22 protein-coding genes and 1 pseudogene are annotated in these 22,305 nt (G+C 43.8%); 22 read left to right on the top strand and 1 reads right to left on the bottom strand.

Annotated elements, in window-relative coordinates; genetic code table 11:
* Positions 1–114 precede the first annotated feature (114 nt).
* From ACMN7X_RS13995 to ACMN7X_RS13930, 14 genes and pseudogenes are all read left to right on the top strand, one after another.
* Positions 115–336 (top strand): annotated as a pseudogene (locus ACMN7X_RS13995) (recombinase); the annotation flags it as partial.
* A gap of 174 nt (positions 337–510) precedes the next feature.
* Positions 511–957 (top strand): hypothetical protein, encoded by a 447-nt coding sequence (locus ACMN7X_RS13990; RefSeq protein ID WP_418748068.1) that lies wholly within the window; start codon positions 511–513, stop codon positions 955–957.
* A gap of 210 nt (positions 958–1,167) precedes the next feature.
* Positions 1,168–2,316: a DNA (cytosine-5-)-methyltransferase gene (gene dcm / locus ACMN7X_RS13985; protein WP_418748067.1), complete on the top strand. Its 1,149-nt coding sequence runs from the start codon at positions 1,168–1,170 to the stop codon at positions 2,314–2,316.
* Positions 2,317–3,492: a type II restriction endonuclease gene (locus ACMN7X_RS13980; RefSeq protein WP_418748066.1), complete on the top strand. Its 1,176-nt coding sequence runs from the start codon at positions 2,317–2,319 to the stop codon at positions 3,490–3,492.
* Position 3,493: 1 nt separating this feature from the next.
* Positions 3,494–3,943 carry a very short patch repair endonuclease gene (locus ACMN7X_RS13975; RefSeq protein WP_418748065.1) on the top strand — a complete coding sequence of 150 codons (450 nt, stop codon included), beginning with the start codon at positions 3,494–3,496 and terminating at the stop codon, positions 3,941–3,943.
* Positions 3,944–4,000: 57 nt separating this feature from the next.
* On the top strand, positions 4,001–4,879 hold the full coding sequence (locus ACMN7X_RS13970) for an SMODS domain-containing nucleotidyltransferase (protein ID WP_418748064.1): 879 nt from the start codon (positions 4,001–4,003) through the stop codon (positions 4,877–4,879).
* On the top strand, positions 4,857–5,441 hold the full coding sequence (locus ACMN7X_RS13965) for an SLATT domain-containing protein (protein WP_418748063.1): 585 nt from the start codon (positions 4,857–4,859) through the stop codon (positions 5,439–5,441). The genes ACMN7X_RS13970 and ACMN7X_RS13965 overlap by 23 nt, the downstream gene beginning before the upstream one ends.
* 312 nt (positions 5,442–5,753) lie before the next feature.
* Positions 5,754–6,491 carry a TRADD-N-associated membrane domain-containing protein gene (locus tag ACMN7X_RS13960; RefSeq protein ID WP_418748062.1) on the top strand — a complete coding sequence of 246 codons (738 nt, stop codon included), beginning with the start codon at positions 5,754–5,756 and terminating at the stop codon, positions 6,489–6,491.
* 400 nt (positions 6,492–6,891) lie between these two features.
* Entirely contained in the window at positions 6,892–7,092 is a 201-nt protein-coding gene (locus tag ACMN7X_RS13955) for a hypothetical protein (RefSeq protein WP_418748061.1), read from the top strand.
* A 202-nt stretch (positions 7,093–7,294) separates the two neighbouring features.
* Positions 7,295–8,002, top strand: coding sequence for a flavodoxin (locus ACMN7X_RS13950; protein ID WP_418748073.1), 708 nt, complete (start codon positions 7,295–7,297; stop codon positions 8,000–8,002).
* Positions 8,003–8,055: 53 nt separating this feature from the next.
* On the top strand, positions 8,056–8,250 hold the full coding sequence (locus ACMN7X_RS13945) for a hypothetical protein (RefSeq protein ID WP_418748060.1): 195 nt from the start codon (positions 8,056–8,058) through the stop codon (positions 8,248–8,250).
* Positions 8,251–8,362: 112 nt separating this feature from the next.
* The gene (locus ACMN7X_RS13940; protein ID WP_418748059.1) at positions 8,363–9,481 is read left to right on the top strand and encodes an aldo/keto reductase; all 1,119 of its coding nucleotides are present in this window, start codon (positions 8,363–8,365) and stop codon (positions 9,479–9,481) included.
* A gap of 76 nt (positions 9,482–9,557) precedes the next feature.
* Positions 9,558–10,568, top strand: coding sequence for an aldo/keto reductase (locus ACMN7X_RS13935; RefSeq protein WP_418748072.1), 1,011 nt, complete (start codon positions 9,558–9,560; stop codon positions 10,566–10,568).
* An 18-nt stretch (positions 10,569–10,586) separates the two neighbouring features.
* Positions 10,587–11,342, top strand: a complete 756-nt coding sequence (locus tag ACMN7X_RS13930; protein WP_418748058.1) for a carboxymuconolactone decarboxylase family protein — start codon at positions 10,587–10,589, stop codon at positions 11,340–11,342.
* 228 nt (positions 11,343–11,570) lie between these two features.
* Here ACMN7X_RS13930 and ACMN7X_RS13925 read toward each other — a convergent pair whose 3' ends face one another.
* Positions 11,571–12,221 carry a CatA-like O-acetyltransferase gene (locus ACMN7X_RS13925; protein ID WP_418748057.1) on the bottom strand — a complete coding sequence of 217 codons (651 nt, stop codon included), beginning with the start codon at positions 12,219–12,221 and terminating at the stop codon, positions 11,571–11,573.
* Between the two features lie 177 nt (positions 12,222–12,398).
* Between ACMN7X_RS13925 and ACMN7X_RS13920 the strand changes: the two genes are divergently transcribed.
* The 8 genes from ACMN7X_RS13920 to argF all read left to right on the top strand — a co-directional run bounded on the left by ACMN7X_RS13920 (position 12,399) and on the right by argF (position 22,299).
* Positions 12,399–15,863 carry a DNA polymerase III subunit alpha gene (locus tag ACMN7X_RS13920; protein ID WP_418748056.1) on the top strand — a complete coding sequence of 1,155 codons (3,465 nt, stop codon included), beginning with the start codon at positions 12,399–12,401 and terminating at the stop codon, positions 15,861–15,863.
* Between the two features lie 62 nt (positions 15,864–15,925).
* A complete protein-coding gene (gene pfkA / locus ACMN7X_RS13915; protein ID WP_418748055.1) occupies positions 15,926–16,900 on the top strand; it encodes a 6-phosphofructokinase in 975 nt (324 codons plus the stop codon).
* Positions 16,901–16,976: 76 nt separating this feature from the next.
* Positions 16,977–18,356, top strand: a complete 1,380-nt coding sequence (locus ACMN7X_RS13910; protein WP_418748054.1) for a TrkH family potassium uptake protein — start codon at positions 16,977–16,979, stop codon at positions 18,354–18,356.
* Between the two features lie 69 nt (positions 18,357–18,425).
* The gene (locus ACMN7X_RS13905; protein ID WP_418748053.1) at positions 18,426–19,082 is read left to right on the top strand and encodes a potassium channel family protein; all 657 of its coding nucleotides are present in this window, start codon (positions 18,426–18,428) and stop codon (positions 19,080–19,082) included.
* On the top strand, positions 19,083–19,883 hold the full coding sequence (locus tag ACMN7X_RS13900; RefSeq protein WP_418748052.1) for a TrmH family RNA methyltransferase: 801 nt from the start codon (positions 19,083–19,085) through the stop codon (positions 19,881–19,883).
* A gap of 17 nt (positions 19,884–19,900) precedes the next feature.
* Complete coding sequence (locus tag ACMN7X_RS13895) at positions 19,901–20,362, top strand: NfeD family protein (protein WP_418748051.1); 462 nt, start codon at positions 19,901–19,903, stop codon at positions 20,360–20,362.
* Positions 20,359–21,282: an SPFH domain-containing protein gene (locus ACMN7X_RS13890; RefSeq protein ID WP_418748050.1), complete on the top strand. Its 924-nt coding sequence runs from the start codon at positions 20,359–20,361 to the stop codon at positions 21,280–21,282. Before ACMN7X_RS13895 ends, ACMN7X_RS13890 begins: the two co-directional genes overlap by 4 nt.
* A gap of 21 nt (positions 21,283–21,303) precedes the next feature.
* On the top strand, positions 21,304–22,299 hold the full coding sequence (gene argF / locus ACMN7X_RS13885) for an ornithine carbamoyltransferase (protein WP_418748049.1): 996 nt from the start codon (positions 21,304–21,306) through the stop codon (positions 22,297–22,299).
* Positions 22,300–22,305 lie beyond the last annotated feature (6 nt).

Raw genomic sequence — 22,305 nt, 5'->3', positions numbered from 1 at the left:
TTCGGTTGTAAGTATTAAAGGCTTTGGCGTATTCATGGTTATACTCCTTTCGATAGCACTGATTAGAGTATAACACAAAACAAATAAAAAGTGTAGTCAAATAATAGATGATGTACTAGGGTATCTCTGAAACAGGCATTATCTGCTCTCGGATTCAAAAGCGGTACAAGGCGGGAAACTGAATTAAATCAGTGGGTAGCGGCTGAAAAGGAGCAGCTTGCTACGATTATGCAGGAACATGGAATTGAATGGGAGAAGAAAGGCACACATGAGAAGCATTTATCCGTTCTGGATTTTGAGAAAAAGGAGCGGGCAAAGGAAGTTGCAGAACTGGAAACGAAGAAAGCGGAATTGCAGGAAGAGAATGCTACTTATGAAGAAATCAATGAAAATCTCCATGAACAATTATTACAGGTTGATGATGAAATTTGTTCCTTGCAGGAAGTTTTACAGAAGTCCCGGCAGGAAGCGGAGAAAGTGCAGAAACAGGTAGATAAATAACAGAAACGTATGAATGAACTTGCCCCTATGGTTAAGAATATGGAGAAGCTGGCGGCAGACTTTTCCGCAGACCCGGAGCAGACACTTCCAGAAGCGGTGGTTATGGAATCTGCAAAGTCGTATCGGGAGAAGAAAGCAAAGCCGCTGGTAAAGAAAATTGTACAGGTCATGCGCTCTGTTTATTCGGCATATCTGGATATTTCAAATAAGTTTGCAAAGCTGCAGGCAGCTTATAACAGGGAACGGAGCGGAAACGAGCGGCTGACAAACAGGCTGGAAGAAGTCTTGGAAGAAACCCGGGAACTTCGATTAGTAGCAGCGGATTTTGGACGTGTAAAGGCGGTGGTCGGCTCTGAACAGGTAAATGCTGCTATTGGCCTGGCGAAGCAACAGGAGCAGATAGAAGCTGGGCAGAAACGAGCTGCAAGGAAAAAGCATAATCGTGAAGCCCGCTGACAGGCGGAGGGCGGCTTAAGGCCCTCTTAGCTGTCATGAAGAGAATCCCTGCCAGTTAGTCAAGATCGGCACAGCCGTGAAGTTTACGCTTGACTGACTGGTGGGGAACAAAAAGAATATATGTTCGAGAGATTCTGCTTGATTTTGGGATGGTTTGATAGTATAATAAGGGAAAAATCAGGTATAAATTATTTCCCAGGAGTGATGCGAATGAAACAGGTACATTTAAGGGTCGATGATGAGTTGTATAATGAACTAAACGCATATTCTGTGATGACAGAACAGACAATGCAGGATTGTGTAAGAGAAGCGGTTGCGTATTATGTTACCGATATGAGAAGAAAGCAACGGGAGGTGAAAGAACGCCAGTTTACCTTTATTGATTTGTTTGCCGGAATAGGTGGAATGCGAATTGCTTTTGAAAGGGCGGGCGGACATTGTGTTTATTCTAATGAGTGGAATAAGTACAGTCAGCAGACATATTTTGCTAATTTTGGAGAACAGCCGGAGGGAGATATTACGCAGGTATCAGCTTCGTCTATACCAGATCACGATATTCTGGTAGCCGGCTTTCCCTGTCAGCCATTTTCCATTGCAGGTGTTTCAAAAAAGAATAGTCTTGGAAGAGCGACAGGATTTGAGGATAAAACACAGGGAACACTCTTTTTTGATGTTTGCAGGATTTTAAAAGAAAAAAGACCCAAAGCCTTTATGCTGGAGAATGTAAAAAACCTGTGCAGTCATGACAGAGGTAGAACTTTTAAGGTTATATTGGAATCATTGGAGGAATTGGATTACAGTGTATTTTATGCTGTCCTGGATGGACAGAATTACGTGCCGCAACACAGAGAACGTATCCTTATTGTGGGATTTGACCGTAAAAAGTATGGAAAGAGTGTACAGTTTGATTTTGAATTGACACCTAAATTTCCAAAACCTGTTATGCGTGATATTCTGGATGAAAGTGTTGATGAAAAATATACATTATCGGACAAACTCTGGACCTATCTCCAGAATTATGCGGCAAAACATAAAGCGGCAGGAAACGGATTCGGATATGGTATTGCACCATTAGATGGTGTATCAAGAACAATCAGTGCAAGATATTATAAGGATGGTTCAGAAATACTGATTGAGCAGGAAGGAAAAAATCCGAGGAGACTTACACCTCGTGAATGTGCCAGATTGCAGGGATTCCCGGATGATTTTAAAATCCCGGTGTCTGATACACAGGCATATAAACAGTTCGGAAATTCTGTTGTAGTGCCATTGATGGAAAATGTCGCAAAACTGATAGTAAAGAAAATTGAAGAAATGGATTTGGCAGAGGGAAAAGAATTACAAAGGATGGTGATTTAGATGACTACAGGATATGCCGGACAGGCGATAAAATCTGTTCTAAACAGTGAAAAAGGATTTTGCAAATTTCTCTCTGCAAATGATACAGGAGCAACAGGGGGTCATCAGTCTGGAATTCTGATCTCAAAATCGGCTGTAGAGATGATGTTCAGCAGACAGGAACTTGAGCAGGAAAACATCCCCAAAAGAACCGTAAAAATCAGATGGCAGGACGATTTTGAAACAGAAAGCAGCTTTACATACTACGAAAGTAAAAATGAACTGAGAATTACACGATTTGGGAGAGGATTTCCGTTTTTAAAACCTGAGCAGACAGGAGCGTTATTTGTATTTACACAACAGACCAATATTGATTATTGTGGATATTTTCTGGAAACAGATGAGGAAATAGAAGAATTTCTTGACACATTTGGCATTAGCCCTACAGAAACAAACAGTCTTATTGATACAGGAAAGGTATCGTCAGAGACACAGGAAAAACTGGCAATACAGGAGTTTATCAGTAGTCTTGACGTAGACTTTCCAGCATCGGATATAATGTCGGCGGCAGCCAGAACAATAGAAGAAAAGGCATATGATCATATAGAATATATTCTTACTAATCCTGACGAAAAAATTATCAGTTGGACAAATATGGAATATACTCTTTTCAGAGCATTGGAATATGCAAGATATGGTGAGGTTATTACAAAGGGATTTCAGTCAGTGGATGAATTTGTAAGAGTTGCTAATGTAGTGTTAAATCGTAGGAAGAGTCGGGCGGGAAAAAGCCTTGAACATCATTTGTCAGCAATATTTGACGGAAATGGTATAGAATATTCATCCCAGGCAGTTACAGAGGGTAATAAGAAGCCGGATTTTCTGTTTCCCTCGCAGGAAGCATACCATAATTACGATTTTTCAACAGACTATATTATTTCTCTGGCAGCAAAAACAACCTGTAAGGACAGATGGAGGCAGGTGCTGAATGAGGCAGATCGGCTAAGAGATAAGCCCAAATATCTCTGTACACTTCAACAGGGAATATCCGGGGCGCAGATGGACGAAATGCAGGCGGAAAATGTTATATTGGTTGTGCCGAAGCCTTACATAGTGACATATCCAAAAGATCGCAGAGACAGAATATGGACATTAGCCCGGTTTGTGCAATATGTCAAAATGATTGAGGGCAAATAAAATGGATATAAAAAGCCCAGAGGAACGAAGTAAAAATATGGCGGCGATTCGTTCAAAGGATACCAAGCCGGAAATATATTTCAGAAAATTACTTTTTGCACAGGGATACAGATATAGCCTTAATTCAAAGAAGATACCCGGACATCCGGACATTTATCTTCGGAAATACAATACTGCGATTTTTATTCATGGATGCTTCTGGCACAGACATTCTGGTTGTCAGTATGCGTATATGCCAAAATCAAGGGTTGAATTCTGGCAGAAAAAATTTGAAGCGAATATAAAAAGAGATTATGTTGTCAGAATGGAATTGCAGAATAAAGGGATTAAGTGTTTGATTGTGTGGGAATGTACAGTCAAGCGAATGCAAAAAGGGAATAAAATTTGCCAGGAATACATAAGACAAACAGAAAATTTCCTGAAAACAAATGAGTTGTTTTTAGAATTATAGGTACAACACTAATATAGAAATTGGTATATTATTATTTGATTAGAAAGGGAGCAGATTATGTCAGTAAGTGATTATTTTTCAACATTTTGTACAAATTTAAGAATGAGTTCGGATACTGTATCAACGATACAATATCGTTATCATCAGATAACAAAAAGGATAAACCTTGATTATTGGAATAGCTCATCAGAAACAATGCATAGTTTATATGTTGGTTCATATGGAAGAGGTACGGAAATATGGACAAGTGATATAGATATTATTGTGCAGTTGCCATATGCAACATATAAAAAGTTTGATGCTTACACAAGCAATGGGCAGTCAGCACTATTGCAAGAAGTAAAAGGGATTTTGCAAAAAACCTATAGTACATCGTATATAAAAGGGGATGGTCAGGTAATAGGAATCAATTTTTCGGATGGAATCAATTTTGAAATTGTTCCAGCATTTATCAATGATAACGGGAGCTATACATATCCAGATTCGAATAATGGTGGAAGTTGGAGAATAACGGATCCCAAAAAGGAGATTGATGCTATGAATTCTAGAAATAAGGACACAAATAAAAATTTGAAGCGTCTTTGTAGAATGGCCAGAGCATGGAAAGGGAAGTGCAGTGTGCCAATGAGTGGAATACTAATAGATACATTAGCTTATAAATTTATCAATAATTGGGAATATAAAGATAAATCGTATTTGTATTATGATTATATGAGTAGAGATTTTTTTAAATATCTTAAGGATATAGATAAGGATCAAAGTTATTGGTTGGCGCCTGGAAGTTTGCGTTATGTATGGAAAACAGGAAATTTTCAGACAAAAGCAAAGACGGCATACGATAATGCACTCACAGCTATTTCATATGAAAATAATAATTGTTCATATTCGTCTAAGCAGAAATGGAGAGAGATTTATGGAACGAAATTCCCGGAATAGTCAAGGATATAAATTGGAATCGCAGATACGGGAGGCATATGGAAGGGTTACATATTCCCAGACCTGCCATGATAAATTTATAAATAGAACAGTGAAGTTAGATGATACAATAAAGGTATGGCAAATTGTTCTTTCGGGAGTTACTACGAGTGGTTTTGTTGTTGCAATATTTTCTGATGATAATATTGCAAGTATAATAGGCGCAGTGGTTTCATTGGCATTGCTTATTTTGAATACATATATAAAGAATTTTAACCTTTCTGGTATAGCGCAAGAACATAAAAAGGCTTCTGATTTGTTGTGGAAAATACGAGAAGAATATGTGTCATTGCTAACTGATTTTGAATTGTTAGATGTAGTTGAAATAAGAAATAAGCGTGATGAATTGCAAGAAAGAACAGCAGAAGTATACAGCAACTCACCACGAACAGATGTAAAAAGTTATCAGGCGGCTCAGAAGGCATTAAAAACAGAGGAAGAGCAGACTTTTTCCGAAGAAGAAATAGATATAATGTTGCCTAATTCTATTAGACGTTGCAATCGTAAAATGGTGGCGGATTAGTATATTAAGCATTGAGTTTTTGCGAAATTTTGTTTATTATAAATGTGTGGCAACATTTTGGCAACAGAAAATCAGTAAGCCAGAATAAATGATGTAATTGAAGTAAAAACCGGTGCGCATTTGCACAAAACTTAAATAAATATAGTTAAGAATAGCAAAGGACACGCCGAGTTCGAGTAGTACAAGGGTATATTACTTATTTTATATGGCAGGTAATCTATAAGGTTGTCTGCCATATGTATATTATTTATATTTCAGGGAAAAGTGTTGCCAACTATAATATTTTTTACATAGATGAGGAAGTGGAATGTGGTGGAAGAACAAGAAAAAAATGATAGCAATAAGACTGAGAAGAAAATTCAGAAAAAATCACAAAAAGATATGAATGGATTGATAGGTGGTCTTGTATTTGGTTTGCTTCTTACGTTTGTTGCCTTTCAGATATATAATAAATTTATTGAATTTCCAATTGGACAAATAATGGTATATGCTATAGGGGCTTGTGCATTTATCTGTTTTATGGTATCTGTAAGCTGTTTCTTTGATTATAAAGAGTCAAAGAAAATGGAAAAACTGGATGAAGATGCCCGTAGAGAAGAAAAAGAATTTTCACAAATTGATCCTGAGAAAAGAGCTTTAAGGGCAGAAAAAATGTTCAGAATGAATCAAAAAGAGTTAATGAGATATTATGATATGAATTTAACCCAAACAAAATTTCTTTCAGGGCTTGGTATTATGATGATTATATTTGGCATATTGATAGTAGTAGCAAGTTTGTATCTGTATACATCTTTGAATTCAGATAAAGTCCTGTTGTTTGTGGGCAGTTTGAGTGGAATTGTTGTGGATTTTATAGGAGCTATTTTTATTAAAATGTACACTAAAAACATCGAGGCGGCAGTTAAATTTCATGCAAAATTTGCTGAGAGTAATAACCTTTTGCTTGCAAATTCGATTGCAAATAAAATAGATGATGATAAGTTAAGGGAAGAGACTTTATCGGAGATATCTAAAAATATTATTTTTGCCAAGAAAAGTACAATGGATTAATGTTTTTATTTGGGGTTATGAGAGGAAGTGCTTATATAAAAAAGCGCATACAAAAGAAGAGAGCAAGAGATGAATAGGTTTAGATAAAGGCGAAAGAAATTCAAATATGGAAATCAGGGTTCTTCGCTGTTTTCTGATCGCAGCCAGGGAAGAAAGCATCACAAAAGCCTCGAAAGTTTGACACATCACGCAGCCAGTACAAAATTTATTGGACATATTTAATGCTTTTTAGGCATTGGTAAGCCATAAAAACCAAGTATTTGATATAAGTTATGTAAAAGAATATAATGTAGGTGTAGGGGGAAGCAAATTGCTTCGATTTCTGCATCTACATTTTTATTTATAAAAATAGAAAATTTGAGCAGCATGTTTTCTATTGTATGGGAGGGAGTGTCATTTCATGAAACCAGATTATTATTCCCTTGTAAAAGCCGGATTAAGCCAGGAAGAAATTGCCACAATTTCCGGGTGCGAAGACTGGGAAATGCAAATAAGGATGCTGCGAAAATGCCGGTATAAATTGCTTGACGAGATACATAAAAAGCAGCAGTCTCTTGATACAATCGATTATATGATCTGCAAAATAAAAGAGCAACAATAAAAGAAGGTTGTCTATGAAACCAATACAATCCGAATGGTAATATTACCTATTGCGAGGCATACCGTAATATGGACATTTTCTATGTACAGACAGATAATCCAAATTTTTCTGTTGATGTTATCCCTATTGGCAGGGCCTAATGCCTGCAAGCAGTCACTTGACTCGTTGCTCGCGGAAATAAAAATTTAAGGAGGTTTTTATGATGAAAAAAATAATTGCTATTTTACTTTTTTTGGGTATGGTTTTAGGACTTGCAGCCTGCGGAAAATCTGCAAGCCAGACAGGGCAGCCGACCACGGAAGAAGATTCTGTGGAAAGCACGTCAAGCATGGAAGAAGCTGCAGAAAACAGCAGTACGGATGCGGAGAATATGGGTGTTCCTGAAAGCCAGCCGGAAGAAACGGATATTCCTGATGCACAGGAGAGCAAAGTTCTGATCGCTTATTTTTCTGCGACGGGTACTACGAAGGGTGTAGCGGAACATATCGCAAACGGTTTGAATGCAGATATTTATGAGATTGTTCCGGAAGAACCTTACACGGATGCGGACCTTGACTATAACAATAACAACAGCCGCGCCACTATTGAAATGAGTGATCCGGATGTCCGTCCCGTCATCTCCGGCAGCGTGGAGAACATGGAACAGTATGACATTGTATTCATCGGCTATCCCATCTGGCGGGGAGAAGCGCCGAGAATTATCAGCACTTTTGTGGAGAGTTATGATTTCTCCGGCAAAACCATTGTGCCTTTCTGTACTTCCGGCGGCAGCGGTATGGGCTCCAGCGCAGCCAATCTGGAAGAGCTCACAAACGGAGCCCAGTGGATTTCCGGCCAACGCTTAAGCGGCAGCGATTCCCGGGACACTGTGATGGAATGGGTAAACGGCCTTGGCTTGAACTTTGAATAATGATCAGAATATCAGACAATGGACATATGGCCAAAGGGAGGAGGAGATGTCATTTGAAACCAAAAGTGAAAATGAAAATGGGAATTGACTTCCTGATGACGGTATTGCTCCTTCTTCTGATGGCTTATCAAATCACCGGGCAGGAGCTTCATGAGTGGTTTGGAGTAGGAATGTTTGTGCTGATGAGTATTCATTTGGGCTTTCATTGGAGCAAGATCCTTGGAATGTTCCTTCTATATGCTCCTTAAACAGGAGTTTGAAGGCAATGTGCCGGATGTGTACCGTGAGGATATACCGCAGTCACAGAAAACGATACAAAACTGGCTGGAAGGCATCGGCTATTGAAGGGAGGAAACACTTATGCAATACCGTAAACTGCCGAAGGGGACAGAACAGATCAGCGTTCTTGGAATCGGCACCAGCTCCATTCAGGTGTCAGACGAAAAAGAGATTGAGAAGATCATAACCGCCGCTATGGAGAATGGAATCAACTATTTTGATATGGCTTCATCGGAAGCAAAGCCCTTTGCCGCCTATGGGCGTGCTGTAAAAGGAATGCGGGATAAGGCATATTTCCAGATTCATTTTGGGGCGAATTATGAAACAGGAGTTTATGGCTGGACAACAAACCTGGATACTATTAAACGATCTGTTGACTGGCAGCTAAAGGCGCTGCAGACAGATTATATTGATTTTGGATTTCTTCATTGCATTGATGAATCGGCGGATCTGTATGAAGTAGAAAAAGCTGGGATCATTCGTTATATTGAAGAACTGAAAAAGGCTGGCGTGGTCAGACACATCGGTCTTTCTTCCCATACTCCGCTTCTTGTGAACGAAGTGCTTGATATGGGGATTTTGGATATGCTGATGTTCAGCATCAATCCTGCTTATGATTACGCAGGAAGCACTGAACCGAATTATGCGGCAGACAGCTATGCGGTTGGCAGTGTAGCAGAAAGAATGAACCTGTACCGCCGCTGCGAAGCAGAGGGTGTGGGTATCTCCGTGATGAAAGCCTTTAGCGGAGGGCAGCTATTAAAAGCGGAAACCTCACCTTTTGGGAAAGAGCTGACGGAATATCAGTGTATTCAGTATGCTTTGGATAAACCGGGTGTCTTGACCGTGCTTCCCGGTGTCCGCAACATGGACGATCTTAAACGGATTCTCGGATTCTTAGATGCTGCGCCGGAGGCAAGGGACTACTCGATTCTCGGTTCTTTTGCACCGCAGGATGCCGCAGGGAAATGTGTCTACTGCAATCATTGCCAGCCCTGTCCTGTGGGGCTGGATGTGGGACTGATCAACAAATACTATGATCTTTCCAGAGCAGGTGATTTACTGGCAAAAAGCCATTATGAAAATCTTACTGTTAAGGCCGATGCCTGCGTCCGCTGCGGGCATTGCAATAAGCGGTGTCCGTTCCATGTAGATCAAGTGGCAAGGATGGAGGAAATTTCGGATTATTTTAACTGTTGATGCGGAAGGGCAAAATGCCAAAGTCAGGAAATGTAAATGTAAGATGAAAAAAGCTGATACGGCAGAAAGGAAAATGATGAAGTATACGTATTTAGGAAAATCGGATTTGAACGTATCCCGCATCTGTATGGGCTGCATGGGTTTTGGCAATGCGGCAACCGGACAGCATAGCTGGACAGTGGATGAAAATCAGACGAGAGAGATCATAAAGCATGGCCTGGAGCTTGGCATTAATTTTTATGATACAGCGATTGTCTACCAAAATGGAACCAGTGAGCAGTTTGTGGGAAAGGCTCTCCGGGATTTTGCGAAGCGTGATGAATATGTCATCGCTACAAAATTTACTCCGCGCACACAGGAGGAGATTGATTCTGGCGTCAGCGGACAGCAGCATATTGAAAATTACCTGAATCAGAGCCTTGAAAATCTCGGCATGGATTATGTCGATCTCTATATTTACCATATGTGGGACTATCATACCCCGATGGAGGAGATTATGGAAGGACTGAATAATGTCGTAAAGGCAGGAAAAGCCCGTTATATTGGTATTTCCAATTGTTTTGCGTGGCAGCTTGCCAAGGCGAATGATTACGCAAGGTCACAGAGGTTTGCAGAGTTTGTATCCGTCCAGGGGCATTATAACCTGATTGCCCGTGAGGAAGAACGGGAAATGGCGCCTTTCTGTTATTCGGAAAATATTGCCATGACGCCATACAGCGTGCTGGCAAGCGGAAGATTGGCCCGCCATCCCGGAGAAACTTCAAAGCGGCTGGAAGAGGATGCCTATGCACGGTTTAAATATGACGCTACGGCAGATGTTGATGGAAAGATTATCCGGCGTGTAGAAGAGATCGCGGAGAAACGCGGTGTTTCCATGACGGAGGTTTCTCTTGCATGGCTTCTGACAAAGGTGACAGCGCCTGTGGTTGGAGCAACAAAAATTACCCATGTGGATGGCGCGGTAAAAGCGGTGGAGTTGAAACTAACGGAAGCCGAGATTTGTTATCTGGAGGAGTTGTATGTTCCTCATGCCCTTGTGGGCGTCATGGCACAGAATGGAAAACAAAAAGCAGGAAATGTTGTATAAATGAAGGAGGATAAGACAATGGAGAAAATTGTACAGACAGCAGGAAAGCTGCAGTTAGGAGACTTCGCGCCGGAGTTTGCGCATTATAATGACGATGTGCTGTTCGGAGAAAACTGGAATAATCAGGATATTGATCTGAAAACACGCTGCATTGTAACAATGGTTGCGTTGATGGCTTCGGGGATTACGGACTCCTCGCTGGTGTATCATCTGGAAAATGCGAAAGCACATGGCGTAACTAAAGCGGAAGCAGCGGCGATCATCACCCATGCCGCTTTTTATGTAGGATGGCCAAAGGGCTGGGCGGTGTTCCGTATGGCAAAGGATGTGTGGAAAGATGAGCCGGCAGGCGGGGATGCAAAAGCTGCCCATGCGGCAGAGATGGTATTTCCTATCGGCAAGCCGAATGACGGGTTTGCACAGTATTTTGTTGGTCAGAGTTATCTTGCGCCGCTTTCCACATCACAGGTTGGAATTTTCAATGTGACTTTTGAACCGGGATGCCGCAACAACTGGCATATCCATCATGCGGATAAAGGCGGCGGGCAGATCCTGATCTGTGTCGCAGGGCGTGGGTATTATCAGGAAGAAGGAAAAGAAGCGCAGGAACTGCGGCCGGGAGATGTTGTCAATATCCCGGTCGGCGTAAAGCACTGGCATGGCGCGGCAAAAGATAGCTGGTTTTCGCATCTGGCCGTTGAAGTTCCCGGTGAGAACGGTTCCAATGAGTGGCTGGAAGCGGTAGACGATAAAACATATAACAGCTTGAAGTAATGTCCGGTTCAGAGGAGACAAAAAAGCAAGGAGGAAAAACATCTTGTTAGGAAATTTTTCATATTCAAATCTGACAAAACTTTATTTTGGGGAAGATTCCCTTTGCTCTTTGAATGAGGAACCTCCAAAATGCGGGAAAACCGGTGAATAGGCTGCCGGAGCCGTTGCTTGAAAACAATATTTTTAATAGTGCCTGCCCCATTGGTAAACGGAGCAGGCATTTCTTTCCTATAACCATTCTTCGTAATCATCAGCAATCTCCTGAACAGTGTTGATCAAAAGTGAGGTATGATATCCATCGGACACCATATGCTGGACATAGGCAGAGAAAGGCAGAAGAATCTCACCGTTCTGTTCAAAATATTTTCCGCACAGAATAACCGGGAAAAGCATCGGCGATTTCATTGGCGTGTCGTAGCACTGTGAAGTGTAGGAAAGCCATGGAACGCAGGAAATCGGCGTAAAGTTCTCCGGTTTATCCGGTTTGGTCTTTACACCCTTGACGTCCTTCCATGTTTCCATGTCCCGGATACAGTTTTGATAAAAAACGGAAAAGTCCTTATTGTATTCGGACCATATGTCAGAAAAGGTGTGGTCATCTTTATGGAATATGGTGTAGGACGGATGACATTCGTCCCAATATCCCAGTCGATGCTCGCTGTCGTGGGCCATACGCATTTCCTTAATGCGGTTGACGGCAGTGGATGCCATGTAAATGTAGGCCGGATAGAAGCGAAGCCCCCGTTGTTTTATTTCTTTTAAAAGGTTTGTTATTCGTATATTCGCGTTTAATGTATAGCTGGAATGAACCATTGTCTGATAATATTTGTAATGTTCGCGGCGTTCCCATGTTTCCATATCGATTAAATGAAAAGCCATAAAATCCCCTCCCGGTTGTTTGTTATTCATCGAATGTCTAAGGAATATTATAGAGAATTCATTGAAAAATAACAAGAGATTTATTTGACAGGGAGTTTCCAAATTTCCTTGTTTTATGATATACTGTGAACAGTTGTGAGATAATAAATAGCAGAGAAATGATAAAGGTGATTTTAAATGGCATTTACCCATTTGCATGTGCATACGGAATACAGTCTGTTGGATGGCTCGAATAAGGTGAAGGAGCTTGTTGCGCGGACGAAAGAACTCGGCATGGACAGTGTGGCGATAACGGATCACGGTGTTATGTACGGAGTAATTGAATTTTACAGGGCGGCGAAGGCGGCGGGAATTCGGCCGATCATCGGCTGTGAGGTCTATGTTGCGCCAAAATCCCGGTTTGATAAGGCGGGGCAGCAGGATAATAAATACAATCATCTGGTGCTGCTGGCGGAAAATAATACGGGATATCATAATTTGATGAAGCTTGTTTCAAGGGGTTTTACCGAAGGATTTTATTATAAACCGAGGGTGGACATGGAAGTCCTTCGGGAGTATCATGAAGGAATTATTGCGCTCAGCGCCTGTCTGGCCGGCATTGTGCCCGAATATATTCAGAAAGGGTTTTATGAGGATGCCAAGATAAAGGCCCTCGAACTTCAGGAAGTTTTTGGCAAGGGGAATTTCTTTTTGGAACTCCAGGATCATGGGATCCCGGCTCAGAGAACCGTCAATCAGAGTTTATTGCGGATGAGCCAGGAGACGGGGATTGAACTGGTGGCGACCAATGATATTCATTATACCTATGCGGAGGATGAAAAGCCCCATGATATCCTGCTCTGTATTCAGACAGGCAAGAAGGTGACGGATGAGAACCGTATGCGCTATGAGGGCGGCCAGTATTATATTAAGTCTGAGGAGGAAATGCGTAAGCTGTTTCCTTATGCAAAGGCGGCTTGTGACAATACACATAAAATCGCGGAGCGCTGCCGGGTAGATATTGAATTCGGAAAATATAAGCTGCCTCAGTTTTCGGTGCCGGAGGGATATGATTCCTGGAGCTATTTAAATAAACTGACATGGGATGGGCTCGCACGGCGGTATGAACAACCGGATGATACATTAAAAGAACGGCTGGAGTACGAACTTTCCACGATTAAAAATATGGGATTTGTGGATTATTTTCTTATTGTATGGGATTTTATTCACTATGCAAAAAGTCAGGGAATTGCTGTGGGGCCGGGGCGAGGCTCTGCGGCGGGAAGCCTTGTGTCTTACTGTCTTGAGATTACGGATTTGGATCCGATCAAATATAATCTGCTGTTCGAGCGTTTTTTGAATCCGAATCGTGTTACCATGCCGGATATAGATGTGGATTTCTGTTTTGAACGGCGGCAGGAAGTTATCGATTACGTTGCAAGAAAATATGGCAGTGAGCGGGTTGTGCAGATTGTGACCTTTGGTACAATGGCTGCCCGTGGCGTGATCCGGGATGTGGGCCGGGTGCTCAATCTCCCGTATGCCCAGGTGGATTCTGTGGCAAAAATGATTCCTATGGAGAAGGATATGACCATTGAACTGGCGATGAAAAGGAATCCAGAGCTGAAAAAACTGTATGATTCGGATGAGGTTATTCATGAGTTGATTGACATGTCAAAGCGTTTGGAGGGGCTTCCGAGGCATACATCCACTCATGCGGCCGGCGTTGTGATCAGTCCGAAGGCGGTGGACGAATTTGTACCTCTCTGCAGAGGAGTGGATGATTGTGTAACCACTCAGTTTACGGCGACAACGCTGGAGGAACTCGGTCTTTTAAAAATGGACTTTTTGGGACTGAGGACATTGACAGTGATTCAAAATTCGGTAAATCTGATCAATCATCACCGGGAAGAACCGCTGAATATGCATACGATTGATTATGATGATCCCGGAGTTTATGAAATGCTTTCCGCCGGCAAGACGGAGGGCGTGTTCCAGCTGGAAAGTGCCGGAATGAAAAATTTCATGAAGGAACTGAAACCGTCCAGCCTGGAGGATATTATCGCGGGAATTTCCCTTTATCGGCCGGGGCCGATGGATTTTATCCCAAAATATATTAAAGGAAAGCAGAACAGAGAATCCATAGTGTACGACTGCCCGGAATTGGAAGAAATTCTGATGCCGACCTACGGCTGTATTGTTTATCAGGAGCAGGTTATGCAGATCGTTATGAAGCTGGCCGGTTATGATCTGGGGCGGAGTGATCTGGTGCGCCGTGCCATATCAAAGAAGAAAGCGGATGTTATGGCAAAGGAACGGGAATACTTTGTCTATGGCAATAAAGAGATGAATGTGCCGGGATGCATTGCCCGGGGGATTGACGAGCGGGTGGCAAATAAAATTTTTGATGATATGACGGATTTTGCCAATTATGCTTTTAATAAATCCCATGCTGCCGCCTATACGATGGTATCTTATCAGACGGCCTGGTTAAAATATTATTATCCGGTGGAATTTATGGCGGCGCTGTTGACTTCCGTTATTGATTTCCCGATAAAGGTTGCCGAATATATTATGGAATGCCGGAAGATGGGGATTCAGATCCTTCCGCCGGATATCAATGAAGGAGAGAGAGATTTCTCTGTTTCCGGAGGAAATATCCGTTATGCCCTGTCGGCCATTAAAAGTGTGGGCCGTTCAGTGATCGACAATATTGTTGCGGAAAGGGAAGCCCATGGACCGTTTGTCAGCCTGAAGGATTTTATTGAGCGGTTGTCGGGCAAAGAAGTCAATAAGCGGACGGTGGAAAACTTTATCAAATCCGGCGCGATGGACGGACTGCATGCGACGCGGCGCCAGCTTATGATGGTTTATGTTCAGATTATGGACCAGGTGAATCAGGAGCGCAAAAAGTCCATGACGGGCCAGATGAGTCTGTTTGATTTTGTATCCGAGGAGGATAAAGCGGAATTTGATGTGCGTTATCCGAATGTGGGTGAATATGATAAAGAATTGAAGCTGGCTTTTGAGAAGGAAGTGCTCGGCATTTATATCAGCGGACATCCGCTGGAGGAGTATGCCCAGTCCCTGACAAAAAATGTGACGGCGGTTTCTTCGGATTTTTATGTTGAGGAAAGAACGGAGGAAGCACGGGTAAAGGATAATGAAAGGGTGACTATCGGCGGAATGATCACCTCAAAGTCAGTAAAGTCAACGAAAAACAATCAGTTGATGGCTTATATCACCATGGAAGATTTGGTGGGCGCCGTGGAGGTCATCATTTTCCCGAGGGATTATGAGCGCTATCAGAAATATCTTTCCGTGGATCAAAAGGTTTATATTCGGGGAAGAGTTTCTGCCCTGGAGGAACAGCAGGCAAAGCTGATCTGTGAAAATATGATCCCTTTTGATGAGGTGACAAAGGAAATATGGATTAAGTTTGACAGTAAAGAAGCTTACATGCAGCGGGAACAGGAATTGTACGGGATGCTTGACGGAGAAGACGGAAATGACCGGATTGTTATTTTCTGTACCAGAGAGAGGGCTGTCAAAAGATTGGGAAATCGTTATGCGGTGCAGGGAGATTCGCGGGTTATCGGAATGCTCGGCAATGCCTTTGGCGAGGAAAATGTAAAACTTCAGCAATCTGTCTTGAAATGGTAAGCAATCTGTATTAAAATATCAAGATAAAATCATTCTCAGTTCGCAAGGATGGAGGTTATGACATGAGTGAAAAGATAAAGACGATCGGCGTACTTACAAGCGGCGGTGATGCGCCGGGAATGAATGCGGCTGTGCGCGCGGTTGTCCGTACTGCGGTGACAGAAGGATGTAAGGTAAAAGGTATCCAGAAGGGCTATGCCGGGCTCCTGGAGGAAGAGATTATAGATTTAAATGCCGGAAGTGTTTCGGATATTTTGAATAAGGGCGGAACATTTTTGTATACGGCCCGTTGTATGGAATTTATGACGAAGGAAGGGCAGATGCGGGGCGCGGAAATCTGTCGGAAACATGGCATTGACGGCATTGTGGTGATTGGCGGCGACGGTTCCTTCCGGGGGGCGCAGAAGCTGGCCAGCCTGGGGATCAATACGATCGGCGTTCCGGGAACGATCGATTTGGATATTTCCTGCACAGATTATACGATTGGTTTCGACACGGCGGTCAATACGGCCATGGAGGCTATAGATAAAGTGCGTGATACGTCTACTTCCCATGAGCGGTGCAGTATCATCGAGGTCATGGGCAGAAATGCCGGATACATTGCTTTGTGGTGCGGTATAGCGAACGGCGCGGAAGACATTCTGCTCCCGGAAAATTATAATTATGACGAGCAGATTCTGGTGGATCATATTATTAAGAGTCGTAAAATCGGCAAGACCCATCATATTATTATTAATGCAGAGGGAATCGGCCATTCCACAAGTATGGCCCGCCGTATAGAGGCGGCGACGGGAATTGAGACCCGGGCGACGATTCTCGGTCATTTGCAGCGGGGCGGCAGCCCGACGGCCAAGGACAGGGTGTACGCTTCGATCATGGGAGCCTATGCGGTAAAGGCCCTTATTTCCGGCAAATCCAATCGGGTTGTGGCCTATAAACATGGCGAATTTGTTGATTATGATATTGACGAGGCTTTGGCTATGAAGAAAGAATTGGATCCTTTCCAGCTGGAAGTATCCCGCGTCATGGCAAGATAAGTGAATAGATATCGTGGATATAGCGCAGTTCCCGATTCGGAATTGCGCTATCCTTTGATTTTCGGGAGGTTTGATTTTGAGAGAAAAGAAGAAGAGCTTTGAATTGAGAACGACTCAGGTGATCGCGCTGGGATTTGTGATTCTTATTTTAACGGGCTCTGTTTTGCTGTCACTTCCGTTTGCTTCGGCTGACGGAAGGGCGACGCCTTATATTGATGCTTTATTTACGGCAACAACATCCTCCTGCGTGACCGGGCTTGTTACGGTGGTAACCGGGCAGCATTGGAGTCTTTTCGGGCAGGCGGTTATTTTAGTTATGATTCAGTTAGGCGGCCTGGGGGTGGTTTCCTTCACCACGCTGCTGTTGATGATCGCGGGGAAGCGCATCCAGTTAAAACAGCGAATGTTGATTCAGGAGGCTTACGGTTTTGACACATTGACAGGCATGGTGCGCATGGTGCGGAAAATGATCTGGGGAACGCTGATCGTGGAAGCTGTCGGGGCGGTTTTGTATATGTTTGTTTACATACCGCGCTATGGTTTGGCGAAGGGCATCTGGGTTGCCGTATTTACTGCGGTATCCGCCTTTTGTAATGCAGGGATGGATCTGATGGGGGCAGACAGTATGATGGCCTATGTCAGCCATCCGCTGATGAATCTGGTGACTATGGCATTGATCGTTATCGGAGGTCTGGGATTTTTTGTATGGTGGGATCTGTTGGCGGCGGCCCGCAGAGTTTTCCGGCAGAAAATGAGCCTGCGTCAGTCGGTGCGGCGGATGAGTCTGCACAGCAAGCTGGTGCTTTGCGTAACGGCCGCGCTGATTTTTGGAGGCGGAGTGGTATTTTTTATCCTCGAACACAACAATCCGGCCACAATGGGGGATTTGACCTTAGGCGGAAAGATTTGGGCCAGTATTTTCCAGTCGGTGACACTCCGTACAGCGGGATTTGCGAGCATCGATCAGGGCGGGCTGCGGACAGGAAGTCTTCTGCTCGGCTGCGTTCTTATGTTTATCGGCGGTTCGCCCGGCGGTACGGCCGGCGGCGTCAAAACGGTGACAGTGACATTGTTGGCCTGCGCGGTGCTTGCCATTGTGAATGGGCATGAGGATGTGGAACTGGGACACCGCCGGGTAAAAATGGAGAATGTCATGAAAGGCATATGTGTCATTTTACTTCAGGTCTTCTTCCTGGTTATCAGTACCTTTGCCCTGTGCTGTATTGAATCGGATATTCCGTTTATTCAGATTATGTATGAGACATTTTCCGCTTTGGGCACAGTGGGGCTGACGATGGGCATTACAGAAGGACTGTCGGTGGCCGGCCGCTTGGTTCTTATTGCAAGCATGTATTTCGGACGTCTTGGACCGATCACGATGGCGATGATCATGAATGTCAATGGCAATAAGAAAAAAATTCATCGTCGTCTGCCGGACGGCAAAGTTTTTATATAGATGTTCTTGTGGGTATTTCATGAAATTGCAAATCATGGTATACTATTAATATAATGAAAGGTTAAAAATATGAAAAAGAAAGAATATGGCGTATTGGGCCTTGGAAAATTTGGCATGGCGGTGGCTATGACGCTGGCTGAAAGCGGAAATTCGGTCATTGCTGTGGATATGGATGAGGACCGGGTGGATGAAGCAGCCCAATTTGCCACCTGCGCGATGGTGGCGGATGTGACAGATCCGGATGTATTGGATAATCTTGGAATCAGTAATCTGGACTGTGTGATCGTCGGCGTTTCCACGAATATGCAGGCAAGTATTATGGCGACGATCCTGACAAAGGAAAAGGGCGTCGGTTTTATTGTCGCCAAGGCGGAAAATCAGATCCATAAACATATTCTGGAAAAAATCGGTGCGGATAAGATCGTATTTCCGGAAGCAGAGATGGGAACACGACTGGCCCGGAATCTGATGGGCGGCGAATTTGTCGATTTGGTGGAATTATCCAAAGAGTTCAGCATGGTTGAAATGCCCGTGCCGGAGATGTGGATTGGAAAGAGCCTTCGGGAGTTGGATGTCCGCGGCTCCTATGGTTTAAATATTATCGGTGTGAAACGGGAAGGCAACCTGAAAGTCAATCTGGATCCGGAGAAGCCGATGGAAAAAGAAGCTACACTGGTTATTGTTGGAAAAAACAGCGATTTCGCGAAAATTGGAGTTGAAGCCTAGATGATTACAAGCACCGCAAATCCGCGGGTTAAAAATTTAATACAGCTTCAAAAAAAAAGTAAGGTTCGAAGAGAACAGCAGTGTTTTGTCGTGGAAGGTGTAAAGATGGTGCTGGAAGCGCCTGTGGAGCGGCTGAAGGCTGTGTACATGTCGGAAAGTTTCGCAAAAGATGAAAAGCAGCGGAGGGCTGTGGAGACAAAGGCAAGATCGGCCGGATGTTTCCCCGAAATTTTCAGTGACAGAGTATTTAAGGAGGCCTCGGATACGATGACACCCCAGGGAGTCATGGCTGTTATTTCAATGAAAACCTGGGACTGGAAGAGCTTGTTCCGGGGCGAAAGGCGGCTTATCCTCATTTTAGAGTCCCTTCAGGATCCGGGGAATCTGGGGACGATACTTCGAACCGGGGAGGGCGCCGGAATCGACGGCGTGATATTAAATCATACTTCGGTAGATCCCTATATGCCGAAGGTCATCCGCTCTACCATGGGCTCGATTTACCGGGTGCCCATAGCGGTGGCGGAGAATTTGAAACCGGTGGTTTCAAGTTTGAAAGATTCAGGTGTCCGGGTATTTGCGGCCCACCTGAAAGGCAGGAAAAGTTATTATGAGCAGGATTATCTGAAAGATACCTGTTTTATGATAGGCAATGAAGCCAACGGCCTGAGTGAGCCGCTGGCGCAAATGGCAACAGATTATATTCGGATTCCGATGTCTGGACAGGTGGAATCCCTGAATGCAGGTGTTGCGGCTGCTCTTCTCATGTATGAGGCAAAACGGCAGCGAATGGCAGAAAATTAAGAGAGGAGGAGACAAAGATGTATGCAATATTTTGGCTTGGAGCTTTCGGGGTATTGCTCCTGATTGAGATATTGACCTTGGGGCTGACGACCATATGGTTTGCCGTCGGGGCATTGGCCGCATTTTTATTAACGTTGGTGCATGCCTCCCTGGCGATACAGATGATTGTATTTTTTATCGTTTCTCTGGTAATGCTGATATTTACCCGCCCGATAATGACAAAGTATCTGAATAAAAAGACAACGAAAACCAATGCGGAAAGCCTTGTCGGGCGCAGAGCCCGGGTTCTGATACCTGTAAACAACCCTGTAAACAACCTGAAATCCGAAGGACAGGTGATGGTCAACGGAATGGAATGGACGGCCCGTTCCACGAAGGATGAAGTGACCTTCCAGAAGGATGAGATGGTTCACATTGTCGGGATATCCGGCGTCAAATTAATTGTAGAGAAAGAAAACAAGGAGGATAATAACTTATGATGTGGATACTTTTGATTGTTTTGATTGCGATTGTATTACTTATTGTCGTATCCAGTATTAAAATTGTACCTCAGGCTCATGCCTATGTTATTGAGCGTCTGGGAGCTTATCAGGGAACATGGTCGGTTGGTTTTCATGTGAAGGTGCCGGTGATCGATAAAGTGGCGAAGAAGGTCATTTTAAAAGAGCAGGTTGTTGACTTTGCGCCGCAGCCGGTAATCACAAAGGATAACGTTACAATGCGTATTGATACGGTTGTATTTTATCAGATAACGGATCCGAAGTTATATTGCTATGGCGTTCAGAATCCGATCATGGCGATTGAGAATCTGACAGCAACAACACTGCGTAATATTATCGGTGAACTGGAATTGGATGAATCTCTGACATCCAGAGAAATTATCAATGCGAAAATGCGTTCCACCCTGGATGTGGCAACGGATCCATGGGGTATTAAAGTTAACCGTGTTGAGTTAAAGAATATTATTCCGCCGGCAGCGATTCAGGATGCCATGGAGAAACAGATGAAGGCAGAGCGTGAACGAAGAGAATCCATTCTTATCGCCGAAGGTGAGAAACGTTCCGCAATCCTCCGGGCAGAGGGACATAAAGAATCCGCTATTCTGGATGCGGAAGCCGATAAAGAGGCTATGATTCTCCGTGCCGAGGCAGCCAGAGAAGCAAAAATCCGTGAGGCCGAAGGTGAGGCTCAGGCGATTCTTAAAATTCAGCAGGCGAATGCCGACGGTATCCGTTTCCTGAAAGATGCCGGAGCTGACGAAGCAGTTCTTCGGATCAAGAGTCTGGAAGCTTTCGAAAGAGCGGCTGACGGCCAGGCAACGAAGATTATCATTCCTTCCGAAATTCAGGGAATGGCTGGTCTTGCAAAATCTGTTGTGGAGACCATAAAAGATAAATAAATGACTTTGGAGATGGCAAAAATGAATTTAAAGGGAAGAAATTTCTTGACATTAAAAGACTTTACGGAAGAAGAGATTATTTATCTGCTGGATCTGGCAGCGGATTTAAAGGACCGGAAGAAAAAAGGAATTCCGGTGGATGTTCTCAGAGGAAAGAATGTTGCCCTGATTTTTGAAAAAACGAGCACCCGTACCCGCTGTTCCTTTGAGGTTGCGGCCCATGATCTGGGGATGGGAACGACTTATCTGGATCCTTCGGGTTCCCAGATCGGCAAAAAAGAAAGTATTGAAGATACGGCCCGGGTTCTCGGCCGGATGTTTGAGGGTATTGAGTATCGCGGATTTGGGCAGGAGGTCGTGGAGAAACTGGCCGAATATGCCGGAGTTCCGGTTTGGAACGGTCTGACAAATGAATATCATCCGACGCAGATGCTGGCGGACTTCCTGACAGTTCGGGAACATTTGGGAGAACTGAAGGGCAAAAAGCTTGTATATATGGGCGATGCCCGTTATAATATGGCGAATTCTTACATGGTTGCCTGCGCCAAACTGGGACTTCATTTTGTGGCCTGCGCGCCGGAAAAATATTTCCCGAATATGGAACTTCGGGCAGAGTGTGAAGAATTTGCGAAGGTTTCCGGCGGAAGCATTGCCTTTATGGAAGATCCGATGGAAGCGACAAAAAATGCCGATGTCATTTGCACTGATGTGTGGGTGTCCATGGGCGAACCGGATGAAGTCTGGGAAGAGCGGATTCGAGATCTGACGCCTTACCGGGTAACAAAGGCGATTATGGAAAATGCAGGCCCACAGGCTATTTTCCTTCATTGTCTGCCGGCTTTCCACGATTTGAAGACAAAGATTGGCAAAGAGATGGGCGAACGTTTCGGCATAACCGAAATGGAAGTGACGGATGAAGTCTTTGAGTCCTCCCAGTCAAAAGTTTTTGATGAGGCAGAAAACCGTATGCACACGATCAAAGCTGTGATGGCGGCAACACTCTGTGATGAGATTTAGGAGTGG

This window comes from Frisingicoccus sp., assembly GCF_048388605.1.
Lineage (GTDB): Bacteria > Bacillota > Clostridia > Lachnospirales > Lachnospiraceae > Frisingicoccus.
Note: the sequence above shows the minus strand (reverse complement) of the source record. Positions and strands in the feature narration are given on the sequence as shown.